The following is a 24,927-nucleotide window of genomic DNA, read 5'->3' as shown; positions in this document are numbered from 1 at the left end:
TGTTGAAGACAAGCACCCGCTCGCCATCAGGCGTGCCATGCCATATCCCAAACACCGCCTTCCGCAATGTTTTTCTCAGCGATCAACAGGCCGGTATCCGGGCTTGCAAGTCTTGTTACATCGCCTTCCCAGTCATGCATGACCAGTGGCGTGGATGATGTAACCGCACTTGCCTACCGTTGCGGAGGCAGCAGGGGCTTGAAACCTGCTTACGATCTTAAGCGCGAGCGCGATCGTAAACACGTATTTAGGTCTTGATAGCTACTGTCACCTGCTAGCGACAGCGATCAGGACGACCACTTTCCCGTTTAACACAGCCCAAGAGATTGGGGAGTGCACCTGTTATTTTTAGAATAGCACAAGAATTGACGTTAACGTAAACGTTAATTGGTGAAAAAAATTCAAGATGAGTTTTACCAGCGTGGCAGTGGCTCTCAAATATTAAATAATAAAAAATTAACAATACCCAATTTTATTGTATATTTAAAATGTTGTGTGTATCGCGTCTACTTAAGCCCTGATGCGGTGCTGAAGGTTTTACCATCTGTATCAAATAAGGTCATGGAAATGAATTTCTTCAAAATCGGAAAAGCGCTTGTCTTCAGTTTTTGGCTGTTATTATCTGATTCGGCGTTGTCCGCCACGTATGAGTTTGATTCAGAAAATAAGCTCTTGCGTATGACGGGTGAGATCGTTGATGCGGATGCGAAGCCTATGCTTGCTTATTTGCGCAAGGGTGTAGAAACCATCGTCGTCCGCTCCGGTGGTGGCAGCGTGGTGGGGGCGCTTGCCATGGCAAAGGAAATCAATCAAAGAAGAATCCATGTCATCGTTGATCGATATTGCATGTCTTCGTGTGCGAATTATCTATTTGTTGCAGCATATAGAAAGTCACTTTTACCTGGAGCCGTCCTGGGTTTTCATGGCGGGATTTACGGAACTGCACCCATCGAGGAATCACGCTCAAATAGAACAAAAGCTAGCTCTGTTTCCATGTCAGCTTTTTGGCGAGAAGATGACGCATTTTTCGAGGTAATTGGCTTTAACAAAGAGCTCTTAAAAAGATCGCATGAACTAACTGCGCCAGCAATACAGACGACTACGTATAAAGTGTCAGCCAGAGGAGAGAATTACACATTTGATTCTGAGAATGAATTCAAAGACTTTTTAGGTGACTTGATACAGAAAAAAGAGAAATTCGGCATATCGATTACCGTCAATGGCGCCTCTGATTCAATCGCGTATTTCCCCGACGAAAAAACCTTGTCGAGGTATGGCGTAAAAGGGATAGAGGCCTATCCGTATCCTAAAGATAAACAGGAAATGGACTTGCTGGCAAAAACTGTCGATGAGAAATTTCAGTTAATTGGGGATTTTTAGGGCAGTGAGCTCACAGGCGAAAAAATGCCTGCTATCTTCAAAGTCGAAATGCCATTATTTCTCAGCTGTGTTGACAAATCTATACGAGTCGTCGCTATAAAACCATCTCGCATTGTGTTTTTCCACCTTGCCCACATTGCCCAGCAAGACTAATAGACAAGAATGTTTGGTGATGTGCAGAAGCACATCGTCGCCTTGCCAGGTCGCGACATCACTGGCCATGTTCACCAGTGTGGGGATCTCTTGGGGGCTTGCAACTGAAAGAAATTTATACCTAGGACTTACGCAAAACCGCCCCAGCTGCGTTGCAGCTCCTGGTCGTCCTAAAGCACTGTCTTCGTCGCTGACGCCTTGCTGGGACAATTTTGCGTAAGTCCTGCTTATACGTGATAATGTTGAAATATCGCTTTAAAGTGATATATTGAATTTATTGCTTTTGAGTGATAAATTGAAGTCATTGCTTCAAAGTGATCATCGTTTCCTATTTGGCAATGACATGTTCAGGCTATGGAGGGCAGAGAACATCATGGACTACCGAATCAGTCTGGCAACACAGCTTAGCAGCCATCTCAAATCCTTGCGCAGTCAACAGGGCTTGTCTCAGGCTGCCTTGGGCAAATTACTGGGCGTGGGGCAGGTGAGGATTGCCAATATTGAAAATAACCCCGGTGCGGTAAGCCTGGATCAGATGCTGAGCATCCTGCATTTGCTTGGCTGTGGTTTGTCTATCTACAAACGCGATGAAGTTAAGACTGCTACAGGCAAACCCGACAACGACAACAAACCGGATTGGTAATCATGAACAAGGCTCGTATTCATCGCTCACTCAATGTCTGGATGAACGGCTTGCTGGTTGGTGTGTGGAGCTGGGATCGTACCGATACCCATCAATTTGAGTATGCAGAAAGCTGGATCAGATCGGCGGTGGCCCGTCCACTGTCACTCTCTTTACCTATTACCGCAGGCACGAACCTCTTGCGTGGCCCGGCTGTAAAAAACTACTTTGACAATCTTCTACCTGACAATAAAAAAATCAGGCAACGCATAAGCCATCGTTATCAACTCCCGTCCACAAATGTGCCAGACTTGCTCGAAGCGCTAGGGCGAGACTGCGTAGGTGCTGTACAAATTTTGCCGCCTGGCATGGAGCCTGAGGGCTTTGACAAAATTTCTGCTACCAGACTAAGGGACAGTGAAGTTGAAAAGCTGTTGCTGAATGTGACCAGTGATGATGATAGCGACACCATCGACGACTTCCGCATTTCGCTGGCAGGGGCGCAAGAAAAAACCGCCTTGCTCTGGCATGAGGGGCATTGGCATATGCCGCATGGCGCAACGCCGACGACACATATTCTGAAGCTGCCCCTGGGCCTGATTGGCGGCATGCGCGCCGATATGTCAGGTTCCATAGAAAATGAATGGCTATGCATGCGTATCATGAATGCACTGAGATTTGAAGTAGCCAAGGCTGACATCGCACAATTTGGCACTCAAAAAGTGCTGGTGGTTGAGCGCTTTGACAGAAAATGGATGAGGCAGGACTGGATCGCCAGATTGCCGCAAGAGGATTTCTGCCAGGCCAGTGGCGTTGCGCCAGACAATAAATATGAAGCCGACGGCGGACCTGGCATGGCGCAGTGCCTACATATACTCGAAGGAAGTGCCAGCGCTGCCAAAGACAAGCTGAATTTTGCATTGTTGAACCTGGCGTTCTGGTTGCTGGCAGCAACTGATGGCCATGCCAAAAACTTCTCAATTTCTCTGCATGCCGGTGGTGATTACCACATGACACCCATGTACGATATTCTGTCAGCCTGGCCGGTGATAGGGCGTGGTGCGAATCAATTGCAGGAAAAGAAAATCAAGATGGCCATGGCTTTGAGGTCAAAGAATGCGCACTTCAAAATGAGTGAGATGCATGTACGACATTGGCAGGGGCTGGCCGCGCAGACTGGTGTCGTGGATGGTTTTGCGCAGATGCAGCGACTGATTCAACATGTGCCAGATGCCTTGGCGCAGGTTGAGCACGAATTGCCTATACATTTTCCTGAGCAGATTTGGAGCAGTATTCGGGATGGCATGCTCAGGCAGCAGTTGCGGTTTTTTTCGGAAGTGGATAGCAAGTTACTTTGAGAAAATGAGAAATTTTGGGGAGCGAAAAATTAAACGAGATTTGATTTTTACCAATTACAGATGCGAGAAATGTCCAATTCAACTCAAAACAAAAGGCAAATAGCCCTGGCCCTTATCAAAGCGCTGGCAGCTTTTATCGCTTCAGGTGTTGCTGCTCCAGAAATGATAAGCGCCGCAAAAAATACTGAAGCACTGGTTTTGCGTCTTATTTCTATCGCACTAATGTCTTGGTTGAAATCCAGGGCGCGTGTATCAGAGATGACAGGAATGTATGCGAGTGAGACGGGTTCAGCAAAAGAGGATTTGTTGCGATTGGTTGCGAACGATAGTTTTTTCTCGCAAGTTTTTATAATCGTTGATGAGAAAGTGAAACTTTATCAAGAAGCATCGGCAGAAGATGTCAGCGAGATTGTGAGACTTGCGCATGAACTTTATAACCCGCCTCGTTTTGCGACAGTGCGCAGAAACCAAATACAGGAATGACATTTTTTGAACAGCGTAAATACACTGACTCGCAACACTTGGAATCAGAACATTCGAACCTCAAAGAACCTGATATAAACAATTGTGACGACACGTTACGAACGCCACTTCAGCGCCAGTCCGGTTAATTTTAGCCAAAAGCACGAAAGCAAAAGGCACTTACTCACAATTCAGCGAACATGTGCCTCATGCATCAAATCAAACCAGTTCACTAAAACCCATCAGCAGCAATCCTGGTGTTCTTCATCATCAATTGCCACAGTCGCCCTCAGCAACTTGGCAGCCTGCACCATGTTCTCCAATGCTGCTATCGTCTCTGGCCAGTCGCGGGTTTTGAGGCCGCAGTCGGGGTTGACCCAGAGGCGGGCGTCGGGGAGGACGCTGCGTGCTTTTTGCAGCAGCCTTTGCATTTCTGTGATCTTGGGTACGCGTGGCGAGTGGATGTCGTAGACGCCGGGGCCGATGTCATTCGGGTAGGCGAATTCGCCGAAGCCGTCGAGCAATTCCATGTCTGAGCGCGAGGTTTCTATCGTGATGACGTCGGCATCCATGGCGGCTATCCAGGGCAGGATGTCGTTGAATTCTGAATAGCACATGTGGGTATGGATTTGCGTATCATCCCTGACGACTGCCGAGCTTAACTTGAAGGCGCGTACTGCCCAGTCGAGGTAGGCGGACCAGTCTTGCTGTTTCAGTGGCAAGCCTTCGCGGAAGGCGGGTTCGTCTATCTGTATCATGCCTATGCCCGCTTTTTCGAGGTCGGCAACTTCATCACGCAGGGCCAGGGCGATTTGCAGGGCTGTGGTGGAGCGTGGCTGGTCATCGCGTACGAAGGACCATTGCAGCATGGTGACAGGGCCGGTGAGCATGCCTTTCATGGGTTTGCTGGTCAGGCTCTGGGCGTATTGGCTCCAGCTGACGGTCATTGCTTCTGGACGGTAAACGTCGCCATAGATGAAGGGCGGTTTGACGCAGCGTGAACCATAGCTTTGTACCCAGCCATTCAGGGTGAAGCCATAACCCCAGAGTTGCTCACCGAAATATTCGACCATGTCATTGCGTTCTGGCTCGCCGTGGACCAGCACGTCGATGTCCAGCTTTTCTTGTTGCTCAACGACGAGGCGGATTTCTGCGCGCATGGCTTCGAGGTATTCCAGATGCGACAAGTCACCGCGCTTATAGGCGGCACGTGCCTGGCGTATGGTTTTGGTTTGCGGGAAGGAGCCTATGCTGGTCGTGGGGAACAACGGTAGCGCAAAGCGCTGCTGTTGCTGGCTGATTCGCTGAGTAAATGCATTGTGGCGTGTCACATCTTGTTCAGTCACAGCAGCCAGGCGTTTTTGTACGATGGGGTTGTGGATGCGAACTGACGTGCGGCGGCTGGCGACGGCCTGGTCAGCCGCCTTGAACTGATGTGCGACGCTGGCAGCATTGCCATTCAGTGCTTGTTTCAGGGAGACGATTTCATCGAGTTTTTGCGTCGCGAAGGCCAGCCAGCTCAGGGTTTCTGCATCGAGTGCGGTTTCTGCTGCCAGATCGACTGGCACGTGCTGTAATGAGCAGCTTGAGGCCAGCCACAAGTTGTCACCGAGTTGTGTATGGGCGGCTTGCAAGTCGGCCAGCAGGGCTGTCAGGTCTGCCCGCCAGATATTGCGGCCATCGATGACGCCGGCGGACAATACGCGGTCTTGCGGCCAGTTGGCCAGCAGGGCAGGCAGTTGCTGTGGTGCGCGTACCAGGTCCAGGTGAATGCCAGCGACAGGCAGGGCATGCAGCAACGTGGCGCGTTCTTGTATTGATTCGAAGTAAGTGGACAGCAGGATCTTGGGTGTGTTTTGTGCCAGGGCATTGTAAGCCAGCACAAAGGCATCAAGCCAGGCGTTGTCCAGATCCAGTGCCAGAATAGGCTCATCTATCTGCACCCATTCTACGCCTTGTTCTTGCAGGCGGGCCAGCAGGCGCTGGTAGGCGGGGATGATCCTGGGTAGCAAATCGAGTTTGATGTCCAGACCGCTTTTGATTTTGCCGAGGTAGAGCAGGGTCAAAGGGCCAACCAGGGTTGCTTTGGCGGTATGGCCCAGGGACTGTGCTTGTGCCAGTTCTTCAAACAGCCAGTCTACGCCGCCATCAAAGCTGGTGTCGGCTGTCCATTCAGGTACGAGGTAATGGTAATTGGTGTCAAACCATTTGGTCATTTCCATGGCAAAGTGCTCTGGGTTCCCACGGGCGGCGACGTAGTAGTCTGCCAGGCTCAGTTTTTTTGCATCAAAGCCAAAGCGCGTGGGCAGCGCACCCAGCAAGGCCAGGGTGTTCAAGACCTGGTCATACCAGGCAAAGTCGCCAACGCTGACCATATCCAGGCCAGCCTGCTTCTGCAAACCCCAGTGGCGGGCGCGCAAGTCGCTGCCAGTGTCACGCAGGGTAGCCTCTGTGATGTCGCCGCGCCAGAAGGCTTCTTGCGCGAATTTCAATTCTCGTTGGGCGCCTATGCGGGGGAAACCCAGGGTGTGTGCTGTTGTCATGTCAATCTCCTATCAGGTTTGAGTATGATGGGTTAGAATTGATTATGATTCAAACGACATATTTTAAGAATTAACTTGAATTTCATTCATAATGCAATCCATACTAGAGCTACGCCACCTGAAAACCCTGCATGCCCTGCGTGAGTCTGGCAATTTATTGCGTGCTGCCGTTCTGTTGAATGTCACCCAGTCTGCCCTGTCGCACCAGATCAAGTTGCTGGAAGAGCATCACGGCACACCCTTGTTCGAGCGCAAAACCACACCCATACGATTCACGCCCGCGGGTGAGCGCCTGCTACAACTGGCTGATAGCGTCTTGCCGCAAGTCGCCAATTGCGAGCGCGACCTGGCACGCCTGGCCCAGGGTGTGGCGGGGCAGTTGCGTATCGCGGTGGAATGTCATACCTGCTTTGACTGGCTCATGCCAGCCATGGACTTGTTCCGCCAGCGCTGGCCCGAAGTGGAGCTGGATATTGTGTCCGGTTTCCAGGCTGATCCTGTCGGGCTGCTGTATAGCCACAAGGCAGATGTCGCCATTGTCTCGGAAATGGATGCGGCTGAAAGCGTGGCTTATCATCCCCTGTTCCGTTTCGAGATCATTGCCCTGATTGCCAAAGACCATGCACTGGCCAAGCGCGATTACCTGGTCGCGCAAGACTTTGCGACCGATACCCTGATTACCTATCCCGTGCCCGACGATATGCTCGACGTGGTGCGCCAGGTCCTGAAGCCAGCCGGTGTGGATACTGCCAGACGCACGACAGAACTGACAGTCGCCATGCTGCAACTGGTCGCCAGCAAGCGTGGCATAGCCACCTTGCCGGTATGGGCCGCACAAAACTATGTGAACCGCGATTATGTGCTACCCAAGCGCATTACGGCAGATGGTTTGACTGGCCGACTGTACGCCGCTTGTTTGCCGGATTTATCTGCCAAGGCTTACCTCAGCGATTTTGTGACCACGATACGGGAGAGCAGTTATTTGAATTTGCAGAGTATAGAGTTGATCTGAATGCGCGGCGATTGAGTGACAGTTCTGATATCCGTATGAATGGATGTTTTTAGCACTACGTCCTGTTCTGTCATTTTTGCATTCCAGAATGCTGTAACTGCATCCTGTCCTCTTCTTCTTGTTCACCCCCACGCTATGCCCTAGATTCGCGTAGTTTGATCAATCTGGGGAAACTACATGAAGCAATGGGTAAAACGGATTTTGTTTGCAGGTGCAATGGTGCCGGTTCTGGCGCAGGCGCAGCTTGATTTGACAGCGTTGGATCGTGATATGGCCGGGCCGCGTGCCCATGTGCTGGTGTTGGGGACTGTGCATTTGCGTAGCATGCCAGCCAGCTTCAATCCTGCATCGCTGGGCGGTGTTCTCGATAAGCTGGCGAAATTCAAACCAGAGATTATTACGATAGAAACTGAATCAGGCGAAGAGTGCGACATGGCCGCCCGTCATGTTGCCAAATATGGTGCGGACTATTGTGCATCGGTCGAAGCAGCCTGGCTGGCTACGGGTTTGGATGCACCAGCAGCGATGGCTGAAGCAGACAAGATGCTGAAAGCCTGGCCAGAGCAGGCAACGGCGGCGCAGCGCCGTCGTCTGGCTGCCTTGTTCCTGGCATCGTACGATACCGCATCTGCCTATGTGCAATGGCTGCAATTGGCAGAAACTGAGCGCCGTGCTGGCGATGGCTTGAATGAGGTGCTGATTGCTCAACTCACGCAGACAGCAAAGCGCAATAACGAAAGTTACCGGATTGCTGCTCGCCTGGCAGCGCGACTGGGTTTGCAGCGTGTCCATGCGGTCGACAACCATACCGGTGACCGTATCGATGTAGCGGACATCAAAGCCTTTGTCCGTTCCATAGAGTCTGCATGGGCAGCAGGTAATACTGGCTTGAATGTGCGAAAGAAACGTGAAGATGAACTGACGCTCGCCAATGACTTGTTGCCCCTGTACCGCTACATCAATGAACCTGAAAGTTTGCGCATATATGCAGAAGCCAACATTATCCCGTCGATGCGTGCGAAGTCAGCGGAAGCTTATCCGCAGATGTGGGTGGCAGGCTGGGAGATACGCAATATGCGCATGGTCGCCAATATACGTGAAACTTTCCGCGAGCGTCCAGGTGCCCGCGTATTGTCTATCGTCGGTGTCTCCCATAAACCCTGGTTTGATCGCTGGCTGGGGCAGATGCAGGGGGTGGACGTCGTTGATGCGGCGGATGTACTGAAGTGAGACGCCCTATATTTTTGGGATAAAAATCCGGTGTGCAGGGTGCGGCTTGTTATGTCGTCACTTTGGCCTGAACATCTTCCCCTTCGCTGCCAAATTGCTCAAGCCCACGCGCCAGCGATGAAACGCTGGGGTTTTCTACGAAGACACAGCGTTTGCCTGTGCGTTTGCAGAAATCCTTGACGCGCCAGTAGGCGGTGTGGCTGATGCAGCCGGTCTGGCAGATGACGAGATCGGCGGCGGCCAGGCTGGCATCGAGCAGGCTCTGGTTGTCTTCGAGGCCACCATCATGGTGAGCAAAGCGACCGCCTATGCGCTCTATGAGGTCACGGTAGGTCGGTACATTGCCGCTGCGGCCACCTACGCACAGCACGGTCTTTTGTTTCAAGTGCAGGGTGATGGGGTAGACTTTTTCTTCTGGCTGTTGCCTGCTTTGCTCGGTTGCGGCCTGTTCCTGTATATCGGCGGCGGCCTTGCTGGCTTCTGCCAGCTTCAGCTTGAGTTCACGCACCTGGTTTTCTGTTTCAGCCTGGCGCTCAGCCATTTGCTCGATTTTCTTTTGCAGGCGCTGGCGGGTTTCCAGCTCGGGGATTTCTGCTTTTAGCGCTGCGATATCGCAACTGAGGAAATGGATGCTGCTGTCCTTGCCTATGCTTTCTGCACGCAGTTGTATCAACTGGGTGTTTTGTTTTTCTATCTCGCGGGTTTTCTCAGCCAGGGCGCGCTTATGTCTTTCCTGAACTCGACCCAGTTCGCGGGTCAGCAATTTGTTTTGTTCAACCAGGGCATTGTAGCGGGCGATATCTATGCGTACGCTGGCACCTGCCTGGTGCTGTAACATGTGCATGTCGCGGCATAAGCCGTCTTGCAAATCGGCATCGCAACGCGGGTGGGTCAGTGCGGCCCAGAAAGCGCCAGCAACGTCGCCCTTGTCGATGGCGGCCAGCCACAGGCGGGTGACTGCTTCTACTGTCTTGGCGCCGCGAAATTCCTGTATGGTGCGGGCATAGCGTTGTTCCAGCTCTTGCTGAATGGCTTCTGAGAGGCGATTGCGGCGACCACATTCGGCAATAGCGCCAACGTGGATTTCATAGTCTTCGGCAATAGCCTGGCCATTCATGGCCTTGTTGACGATGCGTCGCAGCGTAGTCAAGGGTATGCAGACGCCGATGACGGGGCAATGGCATTCATGCGTCAAATCCCAGATGCGGCGACGGCGTGACCCCGCTGGCGTGGCTTCTGGTGTTAGTGCAATACTATGTTTGTCATGTTCACACATACGGTAATCCTCTTGATACTTCTGACCAGGTGATGTTGCATAAGTTTGCTTGATGATTTGCTTAATGCATTTTTTTACCGGGTGCTATTTCAAAGCCAGTGACATGAGGTGCTTCCGGTGTTTTGGGCAGGCGCGCATCATAGCTTTCTATATTCAACTGGGCTTCTGCCAGCATGTAGGCCAACACGCGGAAAGCCTCGACATCAAAGCGCAGGGACACATGGTTCAAAGACAGGTGGACTACCCCGCATTCAGGGCAGATCATGACTTCGCCGACTTTGCTTGAAGCCAGACCGAGGTGCTGGCACGCGTTGGCTGATGGCTGGTGTTTCATGTGTTCCTCTGCGCTAGGCTTATTTGGTTTCTAAGTTGGATTTTTAGGTGCTGGAATACTGAGACATGGATCAGGACGTGCATGCGCCTTGACGACATGGCTGACGTCGTACAGCGAGGTGTCGCCAGGTTTGTTGCTATTGGTGTCTTCTACATAGCCATGGATTTGCAGGCTCGCTTGCCGATTTGCAGGCAGCCATACCGGCACACCGAGGTCGCGCCTGACGTGGCCATTACCGGCAAGCAAGACGACGCCACGGTCGGCATTGTCAGTAACGACCTTGGCCATCCAGACATCGCGTGCAACTTGCGCCCTGACCATGCTGGGAACGATATTGTCTGGCATCTTGCCGCAATGGCCGCTCTCCATGGCTGCGCGCTGGCCATTAACTACTACGGTGGGCAAGGCTTGGTCGAGCTTGTAGCTGCTGATGGTGTTCTTGTCGAGCACAGCCGCATAGCCTTCACGCATGACGCGGGCAGCATCGCTGCGCGAAAGGTTGGCGGCCAGCAGCGGCAGTTTGTAATCGATGGCGAGCTGGATGACGGGGCGATAATGCGGCCATTCCCAGCGCTTGTTGCCGAGCTTGCTGATGATGCAGTCGGCGTCGGTGCAAGCTGCCTGTGCCTGGGTAAGTTCGGCCTGGTTTTCGCGATCGAATTGTTCCATGGCGATGGCCGGGCGCCAGCCTGCGACGAGCATTTTTTGCAGGTCAGCATAGCGGTGCGCATGTCCATCAGGGTTGTCATGGACTTCGCCCAATAATAATATCTTGCTGCCGCTGACGGGTTTTTCAGCCTGGGTCGCGCATGCTGACAAAAGGCTGGCCGTGACCAAGCCTGTGAGTAGAGATATTTTACGCATTGCTACCTGTATCCATATCGTCGATGTCCTGGCCTATGAACCACAGAACGCCACTTGGGTCTGTAAGGGTGAAGTCGCGCATGCCGTAAGCCTGTTCGACGATAGGGGTCAGGCGTACCTGGTATTTTTCTGCAATGCCGGATGACACGATGGCCTGATACCAGCCTTCGGCATCGTCCACTAGAATGTGCATCATGAAATTATTGGTGTGATCTGCAAGGTAGAATTCTTGCAGCATGAAGCTGCAATGCTCATATGTGAGCTGGGCATAGCCGTCATCGCTGAAGATCAGTTCAAATCCCAGGTCCTGATAAAAAGCCACGGAGATTTCAAAGTTTTTGGCAGGCACGTAAGCCTTGATATCCAGCATCTTAAGTTTTTGCATGATTTCTTTCATTCTTTCTCTCACTCAGCGAAGTTGTGGTTTGCTATGCGCTTTTCCTGGCGCGTGACGATGCACGCAAGGGGGTGACCAGCAAATCACCTTCCTCATTATGCAGGCAAGTCAGGGCGATATCATACAAGTCTTCCAGTGCCGGTACGGCTTCGCGGTTGCTGGCAATATCGGCGACCAGTTGGCCATTTTTTACCAGCAGCAGACGTTCAAATGCCTGCATTGCATGGTTGATGTCATGGAGGATGGCGACGATGGCATGCTGGCGTTCTGTCGCATATTCTTCCAGGCTGGCGAGCAGGTCGAATTGCAGGCCGGGGTCGAGTGCTGCTAAAGGTTCATCGACGAGTATCAGGCCGTCGCGCTGGTCCCATAGCTGGGCAAAGATGCGTGCCAGTTGTATGCGTGCCTGTTCACCGCCAGACAGGCTGTCAAAGCGGCGGCCCAGCAAGTGGGCAGCATGAGCCAGGCCTGCTGCTTGCCTGACGATGCTGGACAGTTCAGGATCGTGTGCACGGCTGACGCGGCCCAGGCTGATGACCAGATCGGTCTCCAGGCCAAAGGCCACATCACTGTTTTGTGGCAAGACGGCACGCAGGCGGCTGAGTTCCATCAAGGACCAGCTTGCCAGCGGACGTGACTGGAACGCGATGTTGCCGCTGCTGGTTTTCAATTCACGGGACAGCAGTTTCAGGAGCGTGGATTTGCCTGCACCGCTGGGGCCGAGTATGGCAACTTTTTCTGCCTTGGCTATGGTGAGGTCAAAAGGCCCAAAGTCTTTCTTGCCCAATCTGGCGCAGACTGCGTCAAGCTGGAGCAAGCCTTGATGTGTGGTGGTTTTCATTAACATGATGCGATTCTTAGATTCTTATGCAGGCGACTCAGGCTAAACGACCACGCGCATTACGCAGCAGGATCAGGAAGAAAGGGCTACCCAGCAGGGCAGTGAAAATACCCACTGGCACTTCCGCCGGAATGGCGATGCAACGAGCCACAGTGTCAGCCACCAGCAAGAGCAAGCCACCCATGAGCATGGAGCGTGGTATCACCTGTCGTTGATCTGGTCCACCCATGGTGCGCACCAGATGTGGTGCGACCAGGCTGATGAAGCTGATCATGCCGCACCAGGCTACCGCAAACCCGGTCAGTACGGCGACCAGCACAATGACCTGGCTGCGCAGGCGGCGTACATCAATGCCGACATGGGCCGCCGCTGCTTCACCCAGGGCCAGGGCATTCATGGCGCTGATCATGCGCCTGACCCACCACCAGGCTGGCAATAGCAAGGTGAGTAGCAAGCCAGCAGCCAGCCAACTTGCACCTGCCAGAGAACCCAGGGTCCAGAAACTGAGGTTGCGCAATTGTTCGTCTGTTGCCAGATAAGTACACAGACCCAGCACAGCAGCGGCCAGCGCATTGAGGGCAATGCCTGTCAGCAGCAGGCCGACAATGGAGCCGGGTGAAATCCAGCGGGCCACACGATCGAGTGCAAAACATACCAGCAGGGCACCGCTGAATGCGGTGACAGGCAAGATCCACATGCGCCAGGCCATGGGGATGGGCAAGGGCAGGCCCGACAAGACAACGATACTTAAACCCGCCGCCGCAGCCGCACCGGCAGTGACGCCCAGCAAATTCGGATCCGCCAGCGGGTTGCGGAACAGCCCTTGCGTCAATGCACCTGACATGCCGAGTGCAGCACCCACCAGCACGGCAAAAAGGGCGCGTGGCAGGCGGATATTCCACAAGACATAGCTGCTGCCAGTCATTGGCTCATCACTGAAATTGAATAGAGTCAGCCAGTCTTGCAATTGGACAGGCACGGCACCGAATTGCACACTCAGCAGCAAAGCGGCGATCAGTGAGGTAGCCAGCACCAGCAGCAGGCCAGGTCTGCTCCCTTGCACACGCTTCGCGTGCAAACTTTGTGGCAATTCACCAGCCATGGTCGCTGATGCTTTCATGCCTGCATGGCCCGGCTGATGGCACTGTCAAGCTGGCTGATGGCAATTGGCAAACGTGGCCCAAAGCCCAGCATCAGCATGGCTTCTTGTGACAGCACGCGACGCTTGCGGCCTGCTGGTGTTTGTTCCACACCCGGCAATTTCAACACAGACTCTATGCCGCCCGAGGCTTTCAGGCCCTGGTCAGTCACGAGGATGATGTCAGGCTGGGCAGCGATCATGGCTTCGGGTGTCAAAGGCTTGTAACCACTGAAACCATTGCCACCATTGGCCGCAGTCAGGGCATTGCTTGCGCCCGCATATTCAAGCACGGCATGGGCTGCGGTCTCACGGCCAGCCACCATGATCTGGTTAGGCGCATGGGCGAGGATGAACACGGCTTTTGGCATCTTGCTCTTGCGCTGCTCTATCGGTGTGCGAACCTTGGTCCATTCCTGCTGCAGGCCTTGCATCAGCGTGGCGGCCTGCGCATGTGTACCGGTTAGTTCACCGATTTGCCTGATGCGGTCAAGCACGCCTTCAAACTTGTGATGTGCAGGCAAGACAGCCAGCGGTATGCCGGAGGAGGACAACTGGCGTATCACGGCAGGCGGGCCTGCATCTTCGCTGGCGATGATCTGGGTAGGTGCCAGGGCCAGTACACCTTCTGCCGACAGCGCGCGGGCGTAACCAACATTTGGCAGTTTTTGCACGCTCTCCGGGAAGTTGGAGGTGGTGTCGACGGCGACCAGATCATTGCTGGCGTTGAGTGCAAAGATGATCTCGGTGATCGCTCCACCCACGCTGATGATGCGTTGCTTGCCTTTGCCAGTTGCGGCAGTGGCCCACGGTGCCAGCATGCTGGCACCAGCAATCCCAGCCAGTTGCTTCAATGCCAGTCTGCGTTGTTGATTACTGGGATTCAGGCTGCGCATGTCTGGCTTTCAGATATAAGGTTGTCGATCAGCGCACGCCATTCACACAGTTCTGGCTTACCGGGTTTGCGTTCACCAAAGAACATCGCAATGGTTTCGCCATCGGCGTCAAACAATTCCAGCGAAGTGACCAGGCCATCTGTGGTTGGTTTTTTGACGATCCATGCGCTGGCGATATGGTCTTCCCGCAGATGCAGGTTGAAGCGTGGATCAAGTACATTCACCCACGGCCCCATTTTGGCAATCTTGCTGACTGGGCCGGAATGGATTTGTATCATGCCGACATTGCCGGTGAACACCATGACGGGCACTGCTTCGGCAGCGGCGGCCTGCAACAGGTCCTGGCAACTGCTGACGTCTACTTGCTGCACAAACTGGGTATCTGCCAGACGCAAGGCCTGGGTACGTGTCACGGCATATTTTTTCATGAGACCGAAAAAGTCATGGGTGTCGCGCAGCGATGCCCAGGCCTGACGGAAGCCAGCAATGTCGATGTCCTTGTCAGCCAGTTCCAGCATTTTTTCTGCGGCGTCTTTTGTTGGTATGCCAGTTTGCTGTTCAACAGCAGCGAAGCGTGCCACCAGGGCTTCATAAGCTTCCACATTGCTTTGTGGTTTGATGAAGATCTTGTGGATGGCAGTGCCGGTGGCATCATAGAATTGCAGGCTTTTTTGTTCGCTGCGTTCTTCACCACTTTCTGTTTGCACAGTCACGGCAAAACCAAATGCCCATTGCTGATAAAAAATCCGCAAATCGATTTCACCTGCCAGCACCAGGCCGACATGGTTGTTGTGGCTGATTTTGCTATAGCTGCCAGTTTTTTCATGGACGCAAGAGGCATTGCGTGTCAGGGCCATGACTTCGCCCAGGCTTTCTACTGCGGCCATGATGTCTGGCCACTCTGCGCGCAGGCAGGTGGCGCGCAACAGGCAGTTACTTTCTATAGCTGCCGCTCCTGCATGGGCGGCGATCAGCTCGCCTTCACTGATCTCCAGTGCGATGGCGATGTCACGATGTCTGGCTTTTTTCTCGCGGCGCATGCTGGCGAATTGTTCACGTACATGAGCGTTTTGCTGCGGGGTCAAATGTTGGGCTGGCATGACGGTTCCTCTATTTAAAATTCGTTAAAAGTCATAACGGACAGATACCTGGGCATTCCGGCCAGGGGCGGTGTATGCATCTTTGACGTTGGTGTTGCTGGCCAGGCCGCGTACATCAGACCAGGCCCAGTATTTGGTATCAAATACATTGTTGAGGTTGGCGTTGACTGTCAGCTTGGGCATGGGTTTCCAGTACACACCGAGATCAACGACGTGATAAGAACCTGGTGCAAACTGTGGTGTGGCTGCTGGCGCTATTCTGTCCAGTTGTTTGCCTTGATGATGCTGGAACTGCACACGTGCGCCCCAGGCAGCGCTGTCATAACGCAGGCCCGCCAGCAATTTCATCGGGTTGATGGTGTCTAGCGGCGTCTTTACGCCAGCAACTTCGCTGTCGCCCTTGGTGTAGGAGACACCAGCAGTCGCTTGCCAGTTGCTGTCGATTTGCAGCTCTGCACGTGCTTCTGCACCACGGATCTGTGCCTTGGCCAGATTGATGTACTGGAATACCAGTGGGTCAACAGGCGTACCGGTGCCACGTACTACTTGCTGGCTGATAAAGTCTTTGTAGCTATTGTCAAATGCGGCGAATGAATAGCGCAAACCCTGGACCTTGCCACGGAAGCCAATCTCGAAGCTGTCTGCACGTTCTGCTTTTAGTTGCGAATTGCCTATGCTGGTGTAGCCGGATGCCAGATTGGTGAAACCATTGTTGACCTGATCAGGAGTAGGTGCGCGAAAGCCCTTGGCAAATTGTGCATAAGGTGCAAACGCAGCGTCGAGTTGCCATACCAGGCCCAGGCGTGGTGTGACTGCGCTGTCAGACAAGGTACTGACCGCACCGCCAGTGTAGCCTGCGCTGGAAGGAGCGAGCTTGTAATGGTCATAACGCAGGCTGGGGATAATGCTCAGTTTGCCAGCTTCGATTTCATCCTGGATGAATGCGCCAGTGACGGTGTACGTCGTATCAGGGAAAGGCTTGGCTGGGAAGCTTTCACCAAATGGCGCTACCGTGCCATTGCGCAGGCCAGCTACTTCTGTACGGTTCCAGTCAAAGCCATAGCTGAGTTTTTGTTCTACAACACCAGAGAAATTACTTTCCATGATGTTGGACAAGCCGATGATCCTGGTGTTGTAATGATTGTCGCGGGTACGGTCAGCCGCGGTGTTCCTGTCTTCTGCCGAGTATTGGCTGACCTTGGCATCTTGCCAGTAAAGACGTGTCTCGGCATTGTGCAACCAGCTGGAGTTCAGGTTCTTATAGCGATGCGCCAGGCTGAGCTTGTTGCGTTCTACCTTGTCACGTGCATCCATGTCCAGTGTGCTGGTAGATGCCAGTGGTGGAACTGCGCGTGCGGAGTAGACGTCAGTATCCTGCGTGCGTTTTTGCGCCTCTACACTGGCTTCAATTTGCTGGTTGCCGTCGATTTTGAAGATGGCTTTACCCAGCAGGTATTGGGCGTTGAAATCAACAGGGTTAGGTTTGGTGCGGTTGATATTTTTTGCATCATTGTCAGCACGGTTTTCTGTCTCATGGCCACGGCGGTCGCTGACAAGCAGCAAACCTTGCCAACTGCCATTGTCGCCAGCGATTGCAGCAGTATTGCGCCATGAGCGGTCTACACTAGCGTAGCCAGAGCGAACGAAGCCGCCAAAAGACTGACCTTTTTTGAGCAGGTCAGACGGGTCCAGCGTGCGGAAGCTGACTGCACCAGCCAGACCATCGCTGCCAAACTGCGTAGACGTAGGCCCACGCAAAATTTCTACCGCCTTGATGCCATCAAGTTCAAGGAAATCACCACGGCCTGTCGCAAATGCGCCAAACGAAAAACTACCCGGTACACGCGTACCATCAACCAGCATCAAGACCTGATTGCCCTCCAGACCACGGACATTGATGCCTTCATTACCAGGGCGGCCAACCGAACTGCCAGCCGCTGTAAAGCGGGTAGGGGCAGCGCGCACACTGATGTCCAGTTCATTGCGGAACAGGTCCTTGATATCGCGCCCACCTTCTTGCTCTATCCTGGCAGCAGGGATAACGGTAACAGTGTTAGGCACACTATCGACAGTCCGGGCAGTGCGGGTAGAGGTGACACTAATATCTTTAAGGGTAGTTGCTTCTGTTGGCGGGACCGGGCCGGGAGTCTGTGCAAAAGTGATTGCCGGAGCCATGCCCCATGCCATACCCAGCGCCAGGGCGATTTGCGTCTTGCTTAGCATCGTGTTTCCTAATTAAAAATTTGGACACTGGCTAGCGGCGACTGGCTGGTGCGTATCGTATTCAGCTCCATGGCCAGCACAAATATTGCACCGTGCTTAAGGCTGGGAGCATCGCAAAAAGGGGAGTTTTTGCGATCAATGTATTGTAACTGAATTTATTATAAATGAGAATCATTCTCACTTGCAAGCGAAAAAAGGCTTTTTCTCTGCAAGTCCTTTTTCGGGATTTTCTGCCTTCATTTGCACCTGCCTGTGTGCTTTTCAAAAAGGGGTGGCAAAGCGATATAGAATTCTGATCGTATTCAGGCAAATGAGTCCCTCTTAACCACGCGTGACTGTTTGAACGTACACTAATTCTTTGGCTCACATGACAAAATTGATCATGACAGCAAAGCTCTTATTTGACGGTTTCTATGCTTCTGGCCCTCGAGAGTGGGAAGAATGGCATGCTGGCGTGCGCATGCATGGCGTTCGCTTTCACTACATACGCTACTATGCCAATGGCAATTGGATCAGTTGCTACCGAGATCATGCATTTGATTTTTGGACTTTCACAGAAAATGTGACTGACAATCTCTGGGGGCTTGCCAAGCGTGGCCCTGCGCCACAAGTAGGGGACTGTGACCCAAGTTGCTTTGCCGGGACATTCACGATAGACAAAGACGTCTTGATTCAATCATTTTCTCCAGATTTTTTTGGTGGACGCACTCAAAGTTGGAAGCGAACGATTGCGGAAACAGAGTTGATCAGCTTCAACCAAGGGGACGTAGCGTTCATACTCCAGTTCTCGCCGCGACCAGGAAATGCGATGCCCTTTTCAACGTTAGTACAACGAAGAAGCTCACCTCTGATTATTGCGATATCTCGTATTTTTTAAAAGGTGAAAAAATGCTAAAAATTGATGGCGTTATTTTAAGTATTCACCATGCTAATCGAATAAAAATGCCATTTAATACATTGAATGATAAAAGGTTCGTTTGAACATTACTTATTAACTAAAAATGCATAAACTTCTATTGGCCTTAATGATAAGCATTTGTTGCGATCAAGCATTAGCCGAAAATCTGGGTGACTTTATCAATACCGGGGCGAGTTCATTATCTAAAGGATGTATAGTCATTACTGCGTCTGGCATTTCAAGTCAGGTTGCACCCGAGAGTGACGGGGATAGAGATGAGTTTAATACCTATTTTTTGTTGAAATGTAAAAGCCAGCAAAAGCAGTTTGTATTGTGGCGTAGCAGGGTGCATATGGAAAAAGACCAATTGGTAGGGGAATTGGTCTTGGGCAATGCGGCATTAGATGTGGCTAATTTTTTTGATCGCCATTCACAGAAAGGTACGTATATTGTGGAAATTGGATCTTGTAAATTAAAAGGGGACTCAAGTGGTAAACGTTACAATGCATTTGTCCGAGGTGATGTTGAAACGTTTGATGCTGTTCCAATTAAAAATGTCATAGTCGCTTGGCGGGTAGTGGCAGATACGATGGAGTTAATTGAAATTCCTAAGCATAAGCTCCAGGCTTGCGAAGCAGGCTAATGTTTGTTTGCTGCTTTTGCCCTGTTTAGCGGTCAGTTAAACCAAGCCACTTCGCCTGCTCTGCAAATTTTGCAAAATCTGACGGAGGTTTTGCGTTTATTTACAGGAAGTAATTTATGTATTTTTTCAAAAAAATTTTTTCACAAAAACTTTCTGGAATAATTTTTCAAAATCATCTAAAAATTTTGATGATTTTACTTGGAGTGATATTGGTGCCGAACTTGCATGCACAACGCCCAGTCCAGCCATTTTTAGTTTATAAAAATGTCGAATTAAAAAAGTTGATACAGATTTACAAAGAGGCACATTCAGGAGAGGGCTTTACATTTCGGAAGGAAGAGCGAACCTCATATCCCAACAGTTTATATGTGTCTATGGTTTTTGATTTTTTCCCTAACGGCATTAGCGATGATAATAGCAAAGGCACGATGACTTTGGAGATCGTCAATCTAGGGTTGGATGAAAAATGTGGTCCATGCCATGTTTCTTGGAGAGGAATGACTCTACCTACGACTCCTGAAAAGGCGTCGGATGGAAATAATACATATTTCGCTTCTATGACAGACGCATTGCATAAAGCCGATGAAAAAATAAAAAGTAAATTACCTACTAGACAATGGGAATGAAATAGTGACCAGCAGCCAGATGTGCAGGTGACGCACTTGCCCCGTTCAGCGTTCAGTTAAACCTAATTCCTTCACCTGATCTGCAAGTTTTGCAAAAAAAGTGAAGGTTTTGGTTTGGCTGGACACAAAACTGACTATATTTTAGTCGGCGCGAACACCTAAAATTATTTGCCTGATTATCCTCCGTTACCTGAGTTACTTTTCAGTCTGGATGGAAAGACAGCGAAAACTCATGATTTTGGCGGCACCATGCGTGACGTCGAGGTTGATAAGACTGGTGCAATGTATGTTGTTACTTTCCGTGACATATTTAAAAGTTCTGACCATGGTGCAACCTGGAAGCCGTTAGGTAAAACGGGTATCTGCATAGAGTTGGGTGGTTGTGGTCAGTGATCCTGAGCCTAATGCTATCCCTGCAACAAACCATCTCAAGCCTCAAACTGATGTACAAATTTAGGTGGCGTGATGTACGGGTTAATACCTCTCCAGACTTCGGCAGGCGTATGCCCATACAAATGCTGATGCGGCCTGATCAGCTTATGCCGAGTCGTAAAATCTCTCAACAAAGGGTTCAGCATTGGGCCATTGGGGTGGGCAGGTGTGCCATTGCGATAAATCTGTCAAGTCTCTGATTTCTTTCGCAACGTCAGAAAAACGCTGTGCAAGATTGTGCATTTGAGTCGCAACGGCGGCAGAGCCTTTGCCTTGTTCCAAAACGCTAGTGGCTCCTACAGATAAGTTCAAGGCGAGCATGATGGTCTGGAAGGCAATGCCGCCTTTCTGCGCCAAGGCTGATGCGAAAAGGGCATTGTTGTTGGCATGTTCGGCACCAGCGGTGTTTTGTTTGACAGTGTCGGCCAGTTCTCTCATGGGGGAGATGTCTATTCCTGGGCGTTGGTCTGTAGCGCGGTGCGCTTAGATAAATCAGCATTGCCATTGGCAATTACTTTTCTGTATGACGGTGTTGGCATAGGTAGCGCCACGGCCAGGGAGCGCAGTAACGACCTCTTGCTCTATGTCATGAAACGGTCATCGGCGGTCGATACTCTTTCATCAGGATTGCTGGCACGTTTACCGATTCAAGGATGTTAGAGCGATGCTCTAATGTCGTGTTTACATCATTCTGGAAATCGGTGTCTGTCAATGTCGTTTGCTGGGAAGATTTTTCAAATACCAAGACTGATGTCGGAAGTGCATCTGTCCAGTGAGCTTCGACGATCGCTGTGAAGGGAATACAACAGTGGCCTGATGAAAGTCGAGTTGTCTCACTCAATTCTGCTCTGGACAATGTTACTCTAGGCTTAGAAATGGATAGTGAATTTGCTTGGTAAAACGAAAAATCGAGGAATGCTTCATTCTGGTTCATTGGTTTTAGCTTAAGAATCTCATGTGCGTCTGTTTTGAATCGGCAATACGAGGGTATAGATTGTTTCTCCTATTGCTGCCCTTCTTGGAGGAAGTGTGATGATCTTCAAATTCCATAAGCGGGTTGCTGTCCTTGCTCTTTTACTCTCATTGGCGAGCGTTTCAGCAAAGGCGGAGTTAGCGATTATCGTTCATCCGCAAAATCCAGCCACAAAGATGTTTCTCTCTCAGGTCGCACAATTCTATCTGGGAGGCTCTACACTTTTTTCTCCGGTAGAGTTGCCGGAAAACTCACCAGCACGCGCCGATTTCTATAAAAAGGTATTGGAAAAAGAACCTGCACAAGTTCAGGCTATTTGGTCCAAGCTGCTTTTTACAGGAAAGGCGAAAGCGCCCAAGGAATTCAAGACAGGTGCTGAGGTCAAGAAGTATGTGAGTGAAAATCAAAATGCCATAGGTTACATAGACAAATCTGCCGTCGATGACAGCGTTAAAGTGGTCGCCATTGTTCCTTGAACATGAAGCGCTGATAAGCCATTTAGGAGATATGCGATGAAAAAAATATTGCTGGCGTTGATGTTGTTACCCGCTTTGGCCAATGCCATTGATCTGGATGAAAGTGGTTCGCTAAAGCTGACCGGATTTTATAGCCTGACAGGTGCCAAGGTCTTGAGTGGTTCGTCGCAAGGGAGTTCTGCCCCCTGGACTTACCAGCAATGGAAGTGCCCTTGTACCGTGCAGGCATGGGAATATACTGGGGTCTATGAAAAAGAAAAGGGCTGGCAGTTTGATCAGGAGTCATTAGTTGGCATACAGATCAAAAAAGAATTCAGCCCTACTCTTTCTGCGACGGCGCAATTTGTTTCGCGCGCACTCAATCCTAACGAAGGTTCAAAGCCAACGGTAGACTGGGCTTACATCACCTGGCAGCCATCAGTTGACTCGGATTTCACTTTCCAGGCGGGGCGTTTCCGTATTCCCTTGTATTACTACAGTGATTACCTTTACATAGGTTACGCTTATCCCTGGGTACGCCCTGCGCCAGACGTGTATGGCTGGCCAATTTATGCTTATAACGGTGCCAACGTCAGCTACCGCAGGCAGTTGGGTGACTCTAGCTGGGCGATGACTGCAGCTGCTTGGACAGGCAGTTTCACTCAAAAAAATAATGCTTATTACACGAAAATTTACTACACCACGCCTACCGATGATTCATGGAAAAAGATTTTGGGTGGATCAATATCGGTGAACAATGGCATTTTTGATTTTCGTGCAATGATGATGCGTCATAATGAAACAGCTTCTCAAAGTGATCCTACTCTGGGCACGACTTATATTGTCAAGGACCAGCCGACGAAAATCATGGGCATCTCTGCCAATATGGACTACAAAAACTGGCTGATCAAATCTGAGATCGACAGGTTCGAACAAGTGGAGCCTTCACTGGGGATCAATAATGTCTATAAGTATGCTCTGATCGGTGTTGGCTACAACTATGGTTCGCTCACACCGATGTACACTTATTCGCAATACACCACGGTGAATGAGCCGATTGAGTCCAGAAAAACGCACGTGTTGTCTTTGCGCTGGGATTTTATGAAAAATACTTCACTCAAGGTGCAGTACGACATTTCCAAAGACAAGTCTCGTTATCCGTATAAATTTTTTGGTGATTCCAAGCTATTGTCGGTTTCTGTTCAAGGGACATTTTGACAGGGCATAGAAAATTTTCAGTAGCGAAATGGACTGCCAACGGCAGTCCATTTGGTATTAGTGTCCAGCGTCTGGTTCGTCAGGTCTTGAGTGGTCCATCATGGGAATCAAGCTTGCTATTGACCATATGCACCACTTACAGGATGGGCAATTGACTCCTGGGCCGAAAATTATTAAAGTCTGAAGGCGGCTGAAATTGTATCAAGCGCATATTCGACCGGCACTTAATATTGTGCAAATTCAATGAGAGTCAAAGCCCTTTCTTTTTTAAATTCACTGCTTGGCTACTTCACTGTCACTGCCGTCTTGTCCTTTTCCCTGTTGATTCTTGCGGTGCTTTATGACGGCAGTCGTACTTTGGACACTGCGGTCATACAAAATGTTAAAGCCAACGTGACTCAGACTTCGAAGCTGCTGAACATGACGGTGTCAACTTATTTGGGACAAGGTGACCTGAAGACAGTGAGCATTTTTTTTACTGAGATGCTTGATGAGCAAGTCGACAATGGCGTGACTTATGTTGTTATCGGTGGCAATGATAAGCGTATCCTGCTGAGCACCTTTACATCTCCCCGCGAGATTCCTGCTCCTGACACACTCGATCAACTTGAAACCTCAGCTTTAAAACGCACTGAAATTCATATTCGCAATCCACTTTTGCTGCCCGGACGTGAAGAGGGGTATTTGCAGTATGGCTTATCGACCAGGAGTCTTGTCGATGCGGTAGTCAAGGAGCAGCGCAACTCTCTAGTGAGAAGCTGCACAGTTCTACTTGTTGTTTTCGCGATTATGTTTTTTCTGGGTATGAGAATTTCCCGGCGTCTCAAGGAAATCACCCTGGCGAGTCAGGCAATTGTCTCTGGTGATTATCTTCATTCTATTCAGGTATCTGGTAGCGATGAACTGGCAATCCTGAGCCAGCACTTCAATATCATGGCAAACGAAATCAATAGGAAAATTTCTGAGATAACAGAGTTGAACCAACAACTTGAAGATCGTGTGGCGCGACGAACCAGTGAGCTGGCACACGCCTATAAATTACAAGAAGAGCACCTGCAGCATCTTCAGGACACAAAAGACCAACTTGTTTATTCGGAGAAGTTGGCTGGCCTGGGATCGCTTGTAGCAGGAGTAGCGCATGAGCTCAATACACCTCTAGGTAATGCGCTGACTATTACGACTACACTGTCTGATAAAATCAAGGAAGCGCATCAAGCTTATGAAAATGGCAGGCTGAAAAGAACCGATTTAGATCGTCTCTTTTCGACAATTAGCGAAGCTGATGTCTTGCTGGTCAATAATATCTCACGTGCTGCAGAGCTCATCAGCAGCTTTAAAACTATCGCAGTTGATCAGACCAGTGAGATGCGCAGGAGCTTTAACTTGAGAAAAATTCTTCTTGAGCTTGAATTGACACTGCGATTGCAGTTAAAGCAAAAGAAAATCAGCCTGGAAATTGATGTCGAGCCAGACATTAACATGGACAGTTTTCCTGGACCACTGACGCAAATCATTGTCAACTTGTTTAACAATGCACTGATCCACGCTTTCGATGGACGCGAGCAAGGCATGATCAGACTGGTTGCCTGCACAGATAATGACAGCGATGGCAAGCTGATTATTTCTTTTCAAGATAACGGCTGCGGAATATCGAAAGAGAATATCTTAAAAATATTCGACCCTTTCTTTACCACCAAACTGGGACAGGGGGGATCAGGATTAGGTCTGCATATCTCTTATAATATTGTTCATGGTGTACTTGGCGGTAGCATATCGGTGCAATCTGTCATTGGTAAGGGTACAGAATTTCTGATTAAACTTCCCTTGATCGCACCGTCGCGAAGCTGACATAG

Annotated in this window: 25 protein-coding genes and 1 riboswitch; of the genes, 13 read left to right on the top strand and 12 right to left on the bottom strand. The window is 50.7% G+C overall.

Features of this window, described 5'->3' with window-relative positions:
• Positions 1 to 71: 71 nt before the first annotated feature.
• Positions 72 to 358: riboswitch (cobalamin riboswitch) on the bottom strand.
• Positions 359 to 390: 32 nt separating this feature from the next.
• From H8L47_RS25290 to H8L47_RS25275, 4 genes are all read left to right on the top strand, one after another.
• The gene (locus tag H8L47_RS25290; RefSeq protein WP_186956457.1) at positions 391 to 1,380 is read left to right on the top strand and encodes a hypothetical protein; all 990 of its coding nucleotides are present in this window, start codon (positions 391 to 393) and stop codon (positions 1,378 to 1,380) included.
• Positions 1,381 to 1,906: 526 nt separating this feature from the next.
• Positions 1,907 to 2,176 carry a helix-turn-helix domain-containing protein gene (locus H8L47_RS25285; RefSeq protein WP_186956456.1) on the top strand — a complete coding sequence of 90 codons (270 nt, stop codon included), beginning with the start codon at positions 1,907 to 1,909 and terminating at the stop codon, positions 2,174 to 2,176.
• Positions 2,177 to 2,178: 2 nt separating this feature from the next.
• Entirely contained in the window at positions 2,179 to 3,513 is a 1,335-nt protein-coding gene (locus tag H8L47_RS25280; protein WP_230413904.1) for a type II toxin-antitoxin system HipA family toxin, read from the top strand.
• A 69-nt stretch (positions 3,514 to 3,582) separates the two neighbouring features.
• A complete protein-coding gene (locus H8L47_RS25275; RefSeq protein ID WP_186956455.1) occupies positions 3,583 to 3,996 on the top strand; it encodes a hypothetical protein in 414 nt (137 codons plus the stop codon).
• A gap of 221 nt (positions 3,997 to 4,217) precedes the next feature.
• On the opposite strand, the gene metE is transcribed toward H8L47_RS25275, so the two are convergent.
• Complete coding sequence (gene metE / locus H8L47_RS25270; protein WP_186956454.1) at positions 4,218 to 6,518, bottom strand: 5-methyltetrahydropteroyltriglutamate--homocysteine S-methyltransferase; 2,301 nt, start codon at positions 6,516 to 6,518, stop codon at positions 4,218 to 4,220.
• A 91-nt stretch (positions 6,519 to 6,609) separates the two neighbouring features.
• On the opposite strand from metE, the gene H8L47_RS25265 reads away from it, so the two are divergent.
• Positions 6,610 to 7,530, top strand: coding sequence for a LysR family transcriptional regulator (locus H8L47_RS25265; RefSeq protein WP_186956453.1), 921 nt, complete (start codon positions 6,610 to 6,612; stop codon positions 7,528 to 7,530).
• 177 nt (positions 7,531 to 7,707) lie between these two features.
• Positions 7,708 to 8,760, top strand: coding sequence for a DUF5694 domain-containing protein (locus tag H8L47_RS25260; protein ID WP_186956452.1), 1,053 nt, complete (start codon positions 7,708 to 7,710; stop codon positions 8,758 to 8,760).
• A gap of 49 nt (positions 8,761 to 8,809) precedes the next feature.
• Here H8L47_RS25260 and H8L47_RS25255 read toward each other — a convergent pair whose 3' ends face one another.
• The 9 genes from H8L47_RS25255 to H8L47_RS25215 all read right to left on the bottom strand — a co-directional run bounded on the left by H8L47_RS25255 (position 8,810) and on the right by H8L47_RS25215 (position 17,829).
• A complete protein-coding gene (locus tag H8L47_RS25255; RefSeq protein WP_186956451.1) occupies positions 8,810 to 10,036 on the bottom strand; it encodes a DUF2325 domain-containing protein in 1,227 nt (408 codons plus the stop codon).
• 61 nt (positions 10,037 to 10,097) lie between these two features.
• The gene (locus H8L47_RS25250) at positions 10,098 to 10,370 is read right to left on the bottom strand and encodes a hypothetical protein (protein ID WP_186956450.1); all 273 of its coding nucleotides are present in this window, start codon (positions 10,368 to 10,370) and stop codon (positions 10,098 to 10,100) included.
• A gap of 30 nt (positions 10,371 to 10,400) precedes the next feature.
• Entirely contained in the window at positions 10,401 to 11,234 is an 834-nt protein-coding gene (locus H8L47_RS25245) for a ChaN family lipoprotein (protein ID WP_186956449.1), read from the bottom strand.
• Positions 11,227 to 11,619, bottom strand: a complete 393-nt coding sequence (locus H8L47_RS25240) for a VOC family protein (RefSeq protein WP_186956448.1) — start codon at positions 11,617 to 11,619, stop codon at positions 11,227 to 11,229. Before H8L47_RS25240 ends, H8L47_RS25245 begins: the two co-directional genes overlap by 8 nt.
• 43 nt (positions 11,620 to 11,662) lie before the next feature.
• Positions 11,663 to 12,478 (bottom strand): ATP-binding cassette domain-containing protein, encoded by an 816-nt coding sequence (locus tag H8L47_RS25235; protein ID WP_186956447.1) that lies wholly within the window; start codon positions 12,476 to 12,478, stop codon positions 11,663 to 11,665.
• A gap of 31 nt (positions 12,479 to 12,509) precedes the next feature.
• On the bottom strand, positions 12,510 to 13,592 hold the full coding sequence (locus H8L47_RS25230; protein WP_230413903.1) for a FecCD family ABC transporter permease: 1,083 nt from the start codon (positions 13,590 to 13,592) through the stop codon (positions 12,510 to 12,512).
• On the bottom strand, positions 13,589 to 14,506 hold the full coding sequence (locus tag H8L47_RS25225; RefSeq protein ID WP_186956446.1) for a heme/hemin ABC transporter substrate-binding protein: 918 nt from the start codon (positions 14,504 to 14,506) through the stop codon (positions 13,589 to 13,591). The genes H8L47_RS25230 and H8L47_RS25225 overlap by 4 nt, the downstream gene beginning before the upstream one ends.
• Positions 14,494 to 15,606: a hemin-degrading factor gene (locus H8L47_RS25220; protein ID WP_186956445.1), complete on the bottom strand. Its 1,113-nt coding sequence runs from the start codon at positions 15,604 to 15,606 to the stop codon at positions 14,494 to 14,496. The genes H8L47_RS25225 and H8L47_RS25220 overlap by 13 nt, the downstream gene beginning before the upstream one ends.
• Before the next feature lie 24 nt (positions 15,607 to 15,630).
• Positions 15,631 to 17,829, bottom strand: coding sequence for a TonB-dependent hemoglobin/transferrin/lactoferrin family receptor (locus H8L47_RS25215; RefSeq protein WP_186956444.1), 2,199 nt, complete (start codon positions 17,827 to 17,829; stop codon positions 15,631 to 15,633).
• A 367-nt stretch (positions 17,830 to 18,196) separates the two neighbouring features.
• On the opposite strand from H8L47_RS25215, the gene H8L47_RS25210 reads away from it, so the two are divergent.
• The 4 genes from H8L47_RS25210 to H8L47_RS25195 all read left to right on the top strand — a co-directional run bounded on the left by H8L47_RS25210 (position 18,197) and on the right by H8L47_RS25195 (position 20,389).
• On the top strand, positions 18,197 to 18,706 hold the full coding sequence (locus H8L47_RS25210; RefSeq protein WP_222616679.1) for a hypothetical protein: 510 nt from the start codon (positions 18,197 to 18,199) through the stop codon (positions 18,704 to 18,706).
• A 124-nt stretch (positions 18,707 to 18,830) separates the two neighbouring features.
• Complete coding sequence (locus H8L47_RS25205) at positions 18,831 to 19,370, top strand: hypothetical protein (protein WP_186956442.1); 540 nt, start codon at positions 18,831 to 18,833, stop codon at positions 19,368 to 19,370.
• A 116-nt stretch (positions 19,371 to 19,486) separates the two neighbouring features.
• Complete coding sequence (locus H8L47_RS25200) at positions 19,487 to 19,996, top strand: hypothetical protein (RefSeq protein ID WP_186956441.1); 510 nt, start codon at positions 19,487 to 19,489, stop codon at positions 19,994 to 19,996.
• 249 nt (positions 19,997 to 20,245) lie between these two features.
• Positions 20,246 to 20,389: a hypothetical protein gene (locus H8L47_RS25195; RefSeq protein WP_186956440.1), complete on the top strand. Its 144-nt coding sequence runs from the start codon at positions 20,246 to 20,248 to the stop codon at positions 20,387 to 20,389.
• 144 nt (positions 20,390 to 20,533) lie between these two features.
• On the opposite strand, the gene H8L47_RS25190 is transcribed toward H8L47_RS25195, so the two are convergent.
• Both H8L47_RS25190 and H8L47_RS25185 read right to left on the bottom strand, forming a co-directional pair.
• Positions 20,534 to 20,866 (bottom strand): methyl-accepting chemotaxis protein, encoded by a 333-nt coding sequence (locus tag H8L47_RS25190; protein WP_186956439.1) that lies wholly within the window; start codon positions 20,864 to 20,866, stop codon positions 20,534 to 20,536.
• Positions 20,867 to 21,014: 148 nt separating this feature from the next.
• Positions 21,015 to 21,362 carry a hypothetical protein gene (locus H8L47_RS25185; RefSeq protein ID WP_186956438.1) on the bottom strand — a complete coding sequence of 116 codons (348 nt, stop codon included), beginning with the start codon at positions 21,360 to 21,362 and terminating at the stop codon, positions 21,015 to 21,017.
• Positions 21,363 to 21,460: 98 nt separating this feature from the next.
• On the opposite strand from H8L47_RS25185, the gene H8L47_RS25180 reads away from it, so the two are divergent.
• The 3 genes from H8L47_RS25180 (at position 21,461) to H8L47_RS25170 (ending at position 24,922) form a co-directional block, all read left to right on the top strand.
• Positions 21,461 to 21,877, top strand: coding sequence for a type 2 periplasmic-binding domain-containing protein (locus tag H8L47_RS25180; RefSeq protein WP_186956437.1), 417 nt, complete (start codon positions 21,461 to 21,463; stop codon positions 21,875 to 21,877).
• Between the two features lie 36 nt (positions 21,878 to 21,913).
• Positions 21,914 to 23,074: a porin gene (locus H8L47_RS25175; RefSeq protein WP_186956436.1), complete on the top strand. Its 1,161-nt coding sequence runs from the start codon at positions 21,914 to 21,916 to the stop codon at positions 23,072 to 23,074.
• 243 nt (positions 23,075 to 23,317) lie between these two features.
• A complete protein-coding gene (locus tag H8L47_RS25170) occupies positions 23,318 to 24,922 on the top strand; it encodes a sensor histidine kinase (protein ID WP_186956435.1) in 1,605 nt (534 codons plus the stop codon).
• Positions 24,923 to 24,927: the final 5 nt, after the last annotated feature.

It is taken from the genome of Undibacterium umbellatum (assembly GCF_014284125.1).
Lineage (GTDB): Bacteria > Pseudomonadota > Gammaproteobacteria > Burkholderiales > Burkholderiaceae_D > Undibacterium > Undibacterium umbellatum.
This window is presented reverse-complemented; position numbering and strand designations above follow the sequence as displayed.

Coding starts and splice junctions, on each gene's coding strand:
- H8L47_RS25240 (WP_186956448.1), bottom strand. CDS start 11,619: ATGCAAAAACTTAAGATGCTGGATATCAAGGCTTACGTGCCTGCCAAA.
- H8L47_RS25245 (WP_186956449.1), bottom strand. CDS start 11,234: ATGCGTAAAATATCTCTACTCACAGGCTTGGTCACGGCCAGCCTTTTG.
- H8L47_RS25220 (WP_186956445.1), bottom strand. CDS start 15,606: ATGCCAGCCCAACATTTGACCCCGCAGCAAAACGCTCATGTACGTGAA.
- H8L47_RS25225 (WP_186956446.1), bottom strand. CDS start 14,506: ATGCGCAGCCTGAATCCCAGTAATCAACAACGCAGACTGGCATTGAAG.
- H8L47_RS25200 (WP_186956441.1), top strand. CDS start 19,487: ATGTATTTTTTCAAAAAAATTTTTTCACAAAAACTTTCTGGAATAATT.
- H8L47_RS25190 (WP_186956439.1), bottom strand. CDS start 20,866: ATGAGAGAACTGGCCGACACTGTCAAACAAAACACCGCTGGTGCCGAA.
- H8L47_RS25205 (WP_186956442.1), top strand. CDS start 18,831: ATGCATAAACTTCTATTGGCCTTAATGATAAGCATTTGTTGCGATCAA.
- metE (WP_186956454.1), bottom strand. CDS start 6,518: ATGACAACAGCACACACCCTGGGTTTCCCCCGCATAGGCGCCCAACGA.
- H8L47_RS25210 (WP_222616679.1), top strand. CDS start 18,197: ATGACAAAATTGATCATGACAGCAAAGCTCTTATTTGACGGTTTCTAT.
- H8L47_RS25285 (WP_186956456.1), top strand. CDS start 1,907: ATGGACTACCGAATCAGTCTGGCAACACAGCTTAGCAGCCATCTCAAA.
- H8L47_RS25250 (WP_186956450.1), bottom strand. CDS start 10,370: ATGAAACACCAGCCATCAGCCAACGCGTGCCAGCACCTCGGTCTGGCT.
- H8L47_RS25235 (WP_186956447.1), bottom strand. CDS start 12,478: ATGTTAATGAAAACCACCACACATCAAGGCTTGCTCCAGCTTGACGCA.
- H8L47_RS25180 (WP_186956437.1), top strand. CDS start 21,461: ATGATCTTCAAATTCCATAAGCGGGTTGCTGTCCTTGCTCTTTTACTC.
- H8L47_RS25215 (WP_186956444.1), bottom strand. CDS start 17,829: ATGCTAAGCAAGACGCAAATCGCCCTGGCGCTGGGTATGGCATGGGGC.
- H8L47_RS25255 (WP_186956451.1), bottom strand. CDS start 10,036: ATGTGTGAACATGACAAACATAGTATTGCACTAACACCAGAAGCCACG.
- H8L47_RS25280 (WP_230413904.1), top strand. CDS start 2,179: ATGAACAAGGCTCGTATTCATCGCTCACTCAATGTCTGGATGAACGGC.
- H8L47_RS25230 (WP_230413903.1), bottom strand. CDS start 13,592: ATGAAAGCATCAGCGACCATGGCTGGTGAATTGCCACAAAGTTTGCAC.
- H8L47_RS25260 (WP_186956452.1), top strand. CDS start 7,708: ATGAAGCAATGGGTAAAACGGATTTTGTTTGCAGGTGCAATGGTGCCG.
- H8L47_RS25275 (WP_186956455.1), top strand. CDS start 3,583: ATGTCCAATTCAACTCAAAACAAAAGGCAAATAGCCCTGGCCCTTATC.
- H8L47_RS25185 (WP_186956438.1), bottom strand. CDS start 21,362: ATGAACCAGAATGAAGCATTCCTCGATTTTTCGTTTTACCAAGCAAAT.
- H8L47_RS25175 (WP_186956436.1), top strand. CDS start 21,914: ATGAAAAAAATATTGCTGGCGTTGATGTTGTTACCCGCTTTGGCCAAT.
- H8L47_RS25195 (WP_186956440.1), top strand. CDS start 20,246: ATGCGTGACGTCGAGGTTGATAAGACTGGTGCAATGTATGTTGTTACT.
- H8L47_RS25265 (WP_186956453.1), top strand. CDS start 6,610: ATGCAATCCATACTAGAGCTACGCCACCTGAAAACCCTGCATGCCCTG.
- H8L47_RS25170 (WP_186956435.1), top strand. CDS start 23,318: ATGAGAGTCAAAGCCCTTTCTTTTTTAAATTCACTGCTTGGCTACTTC.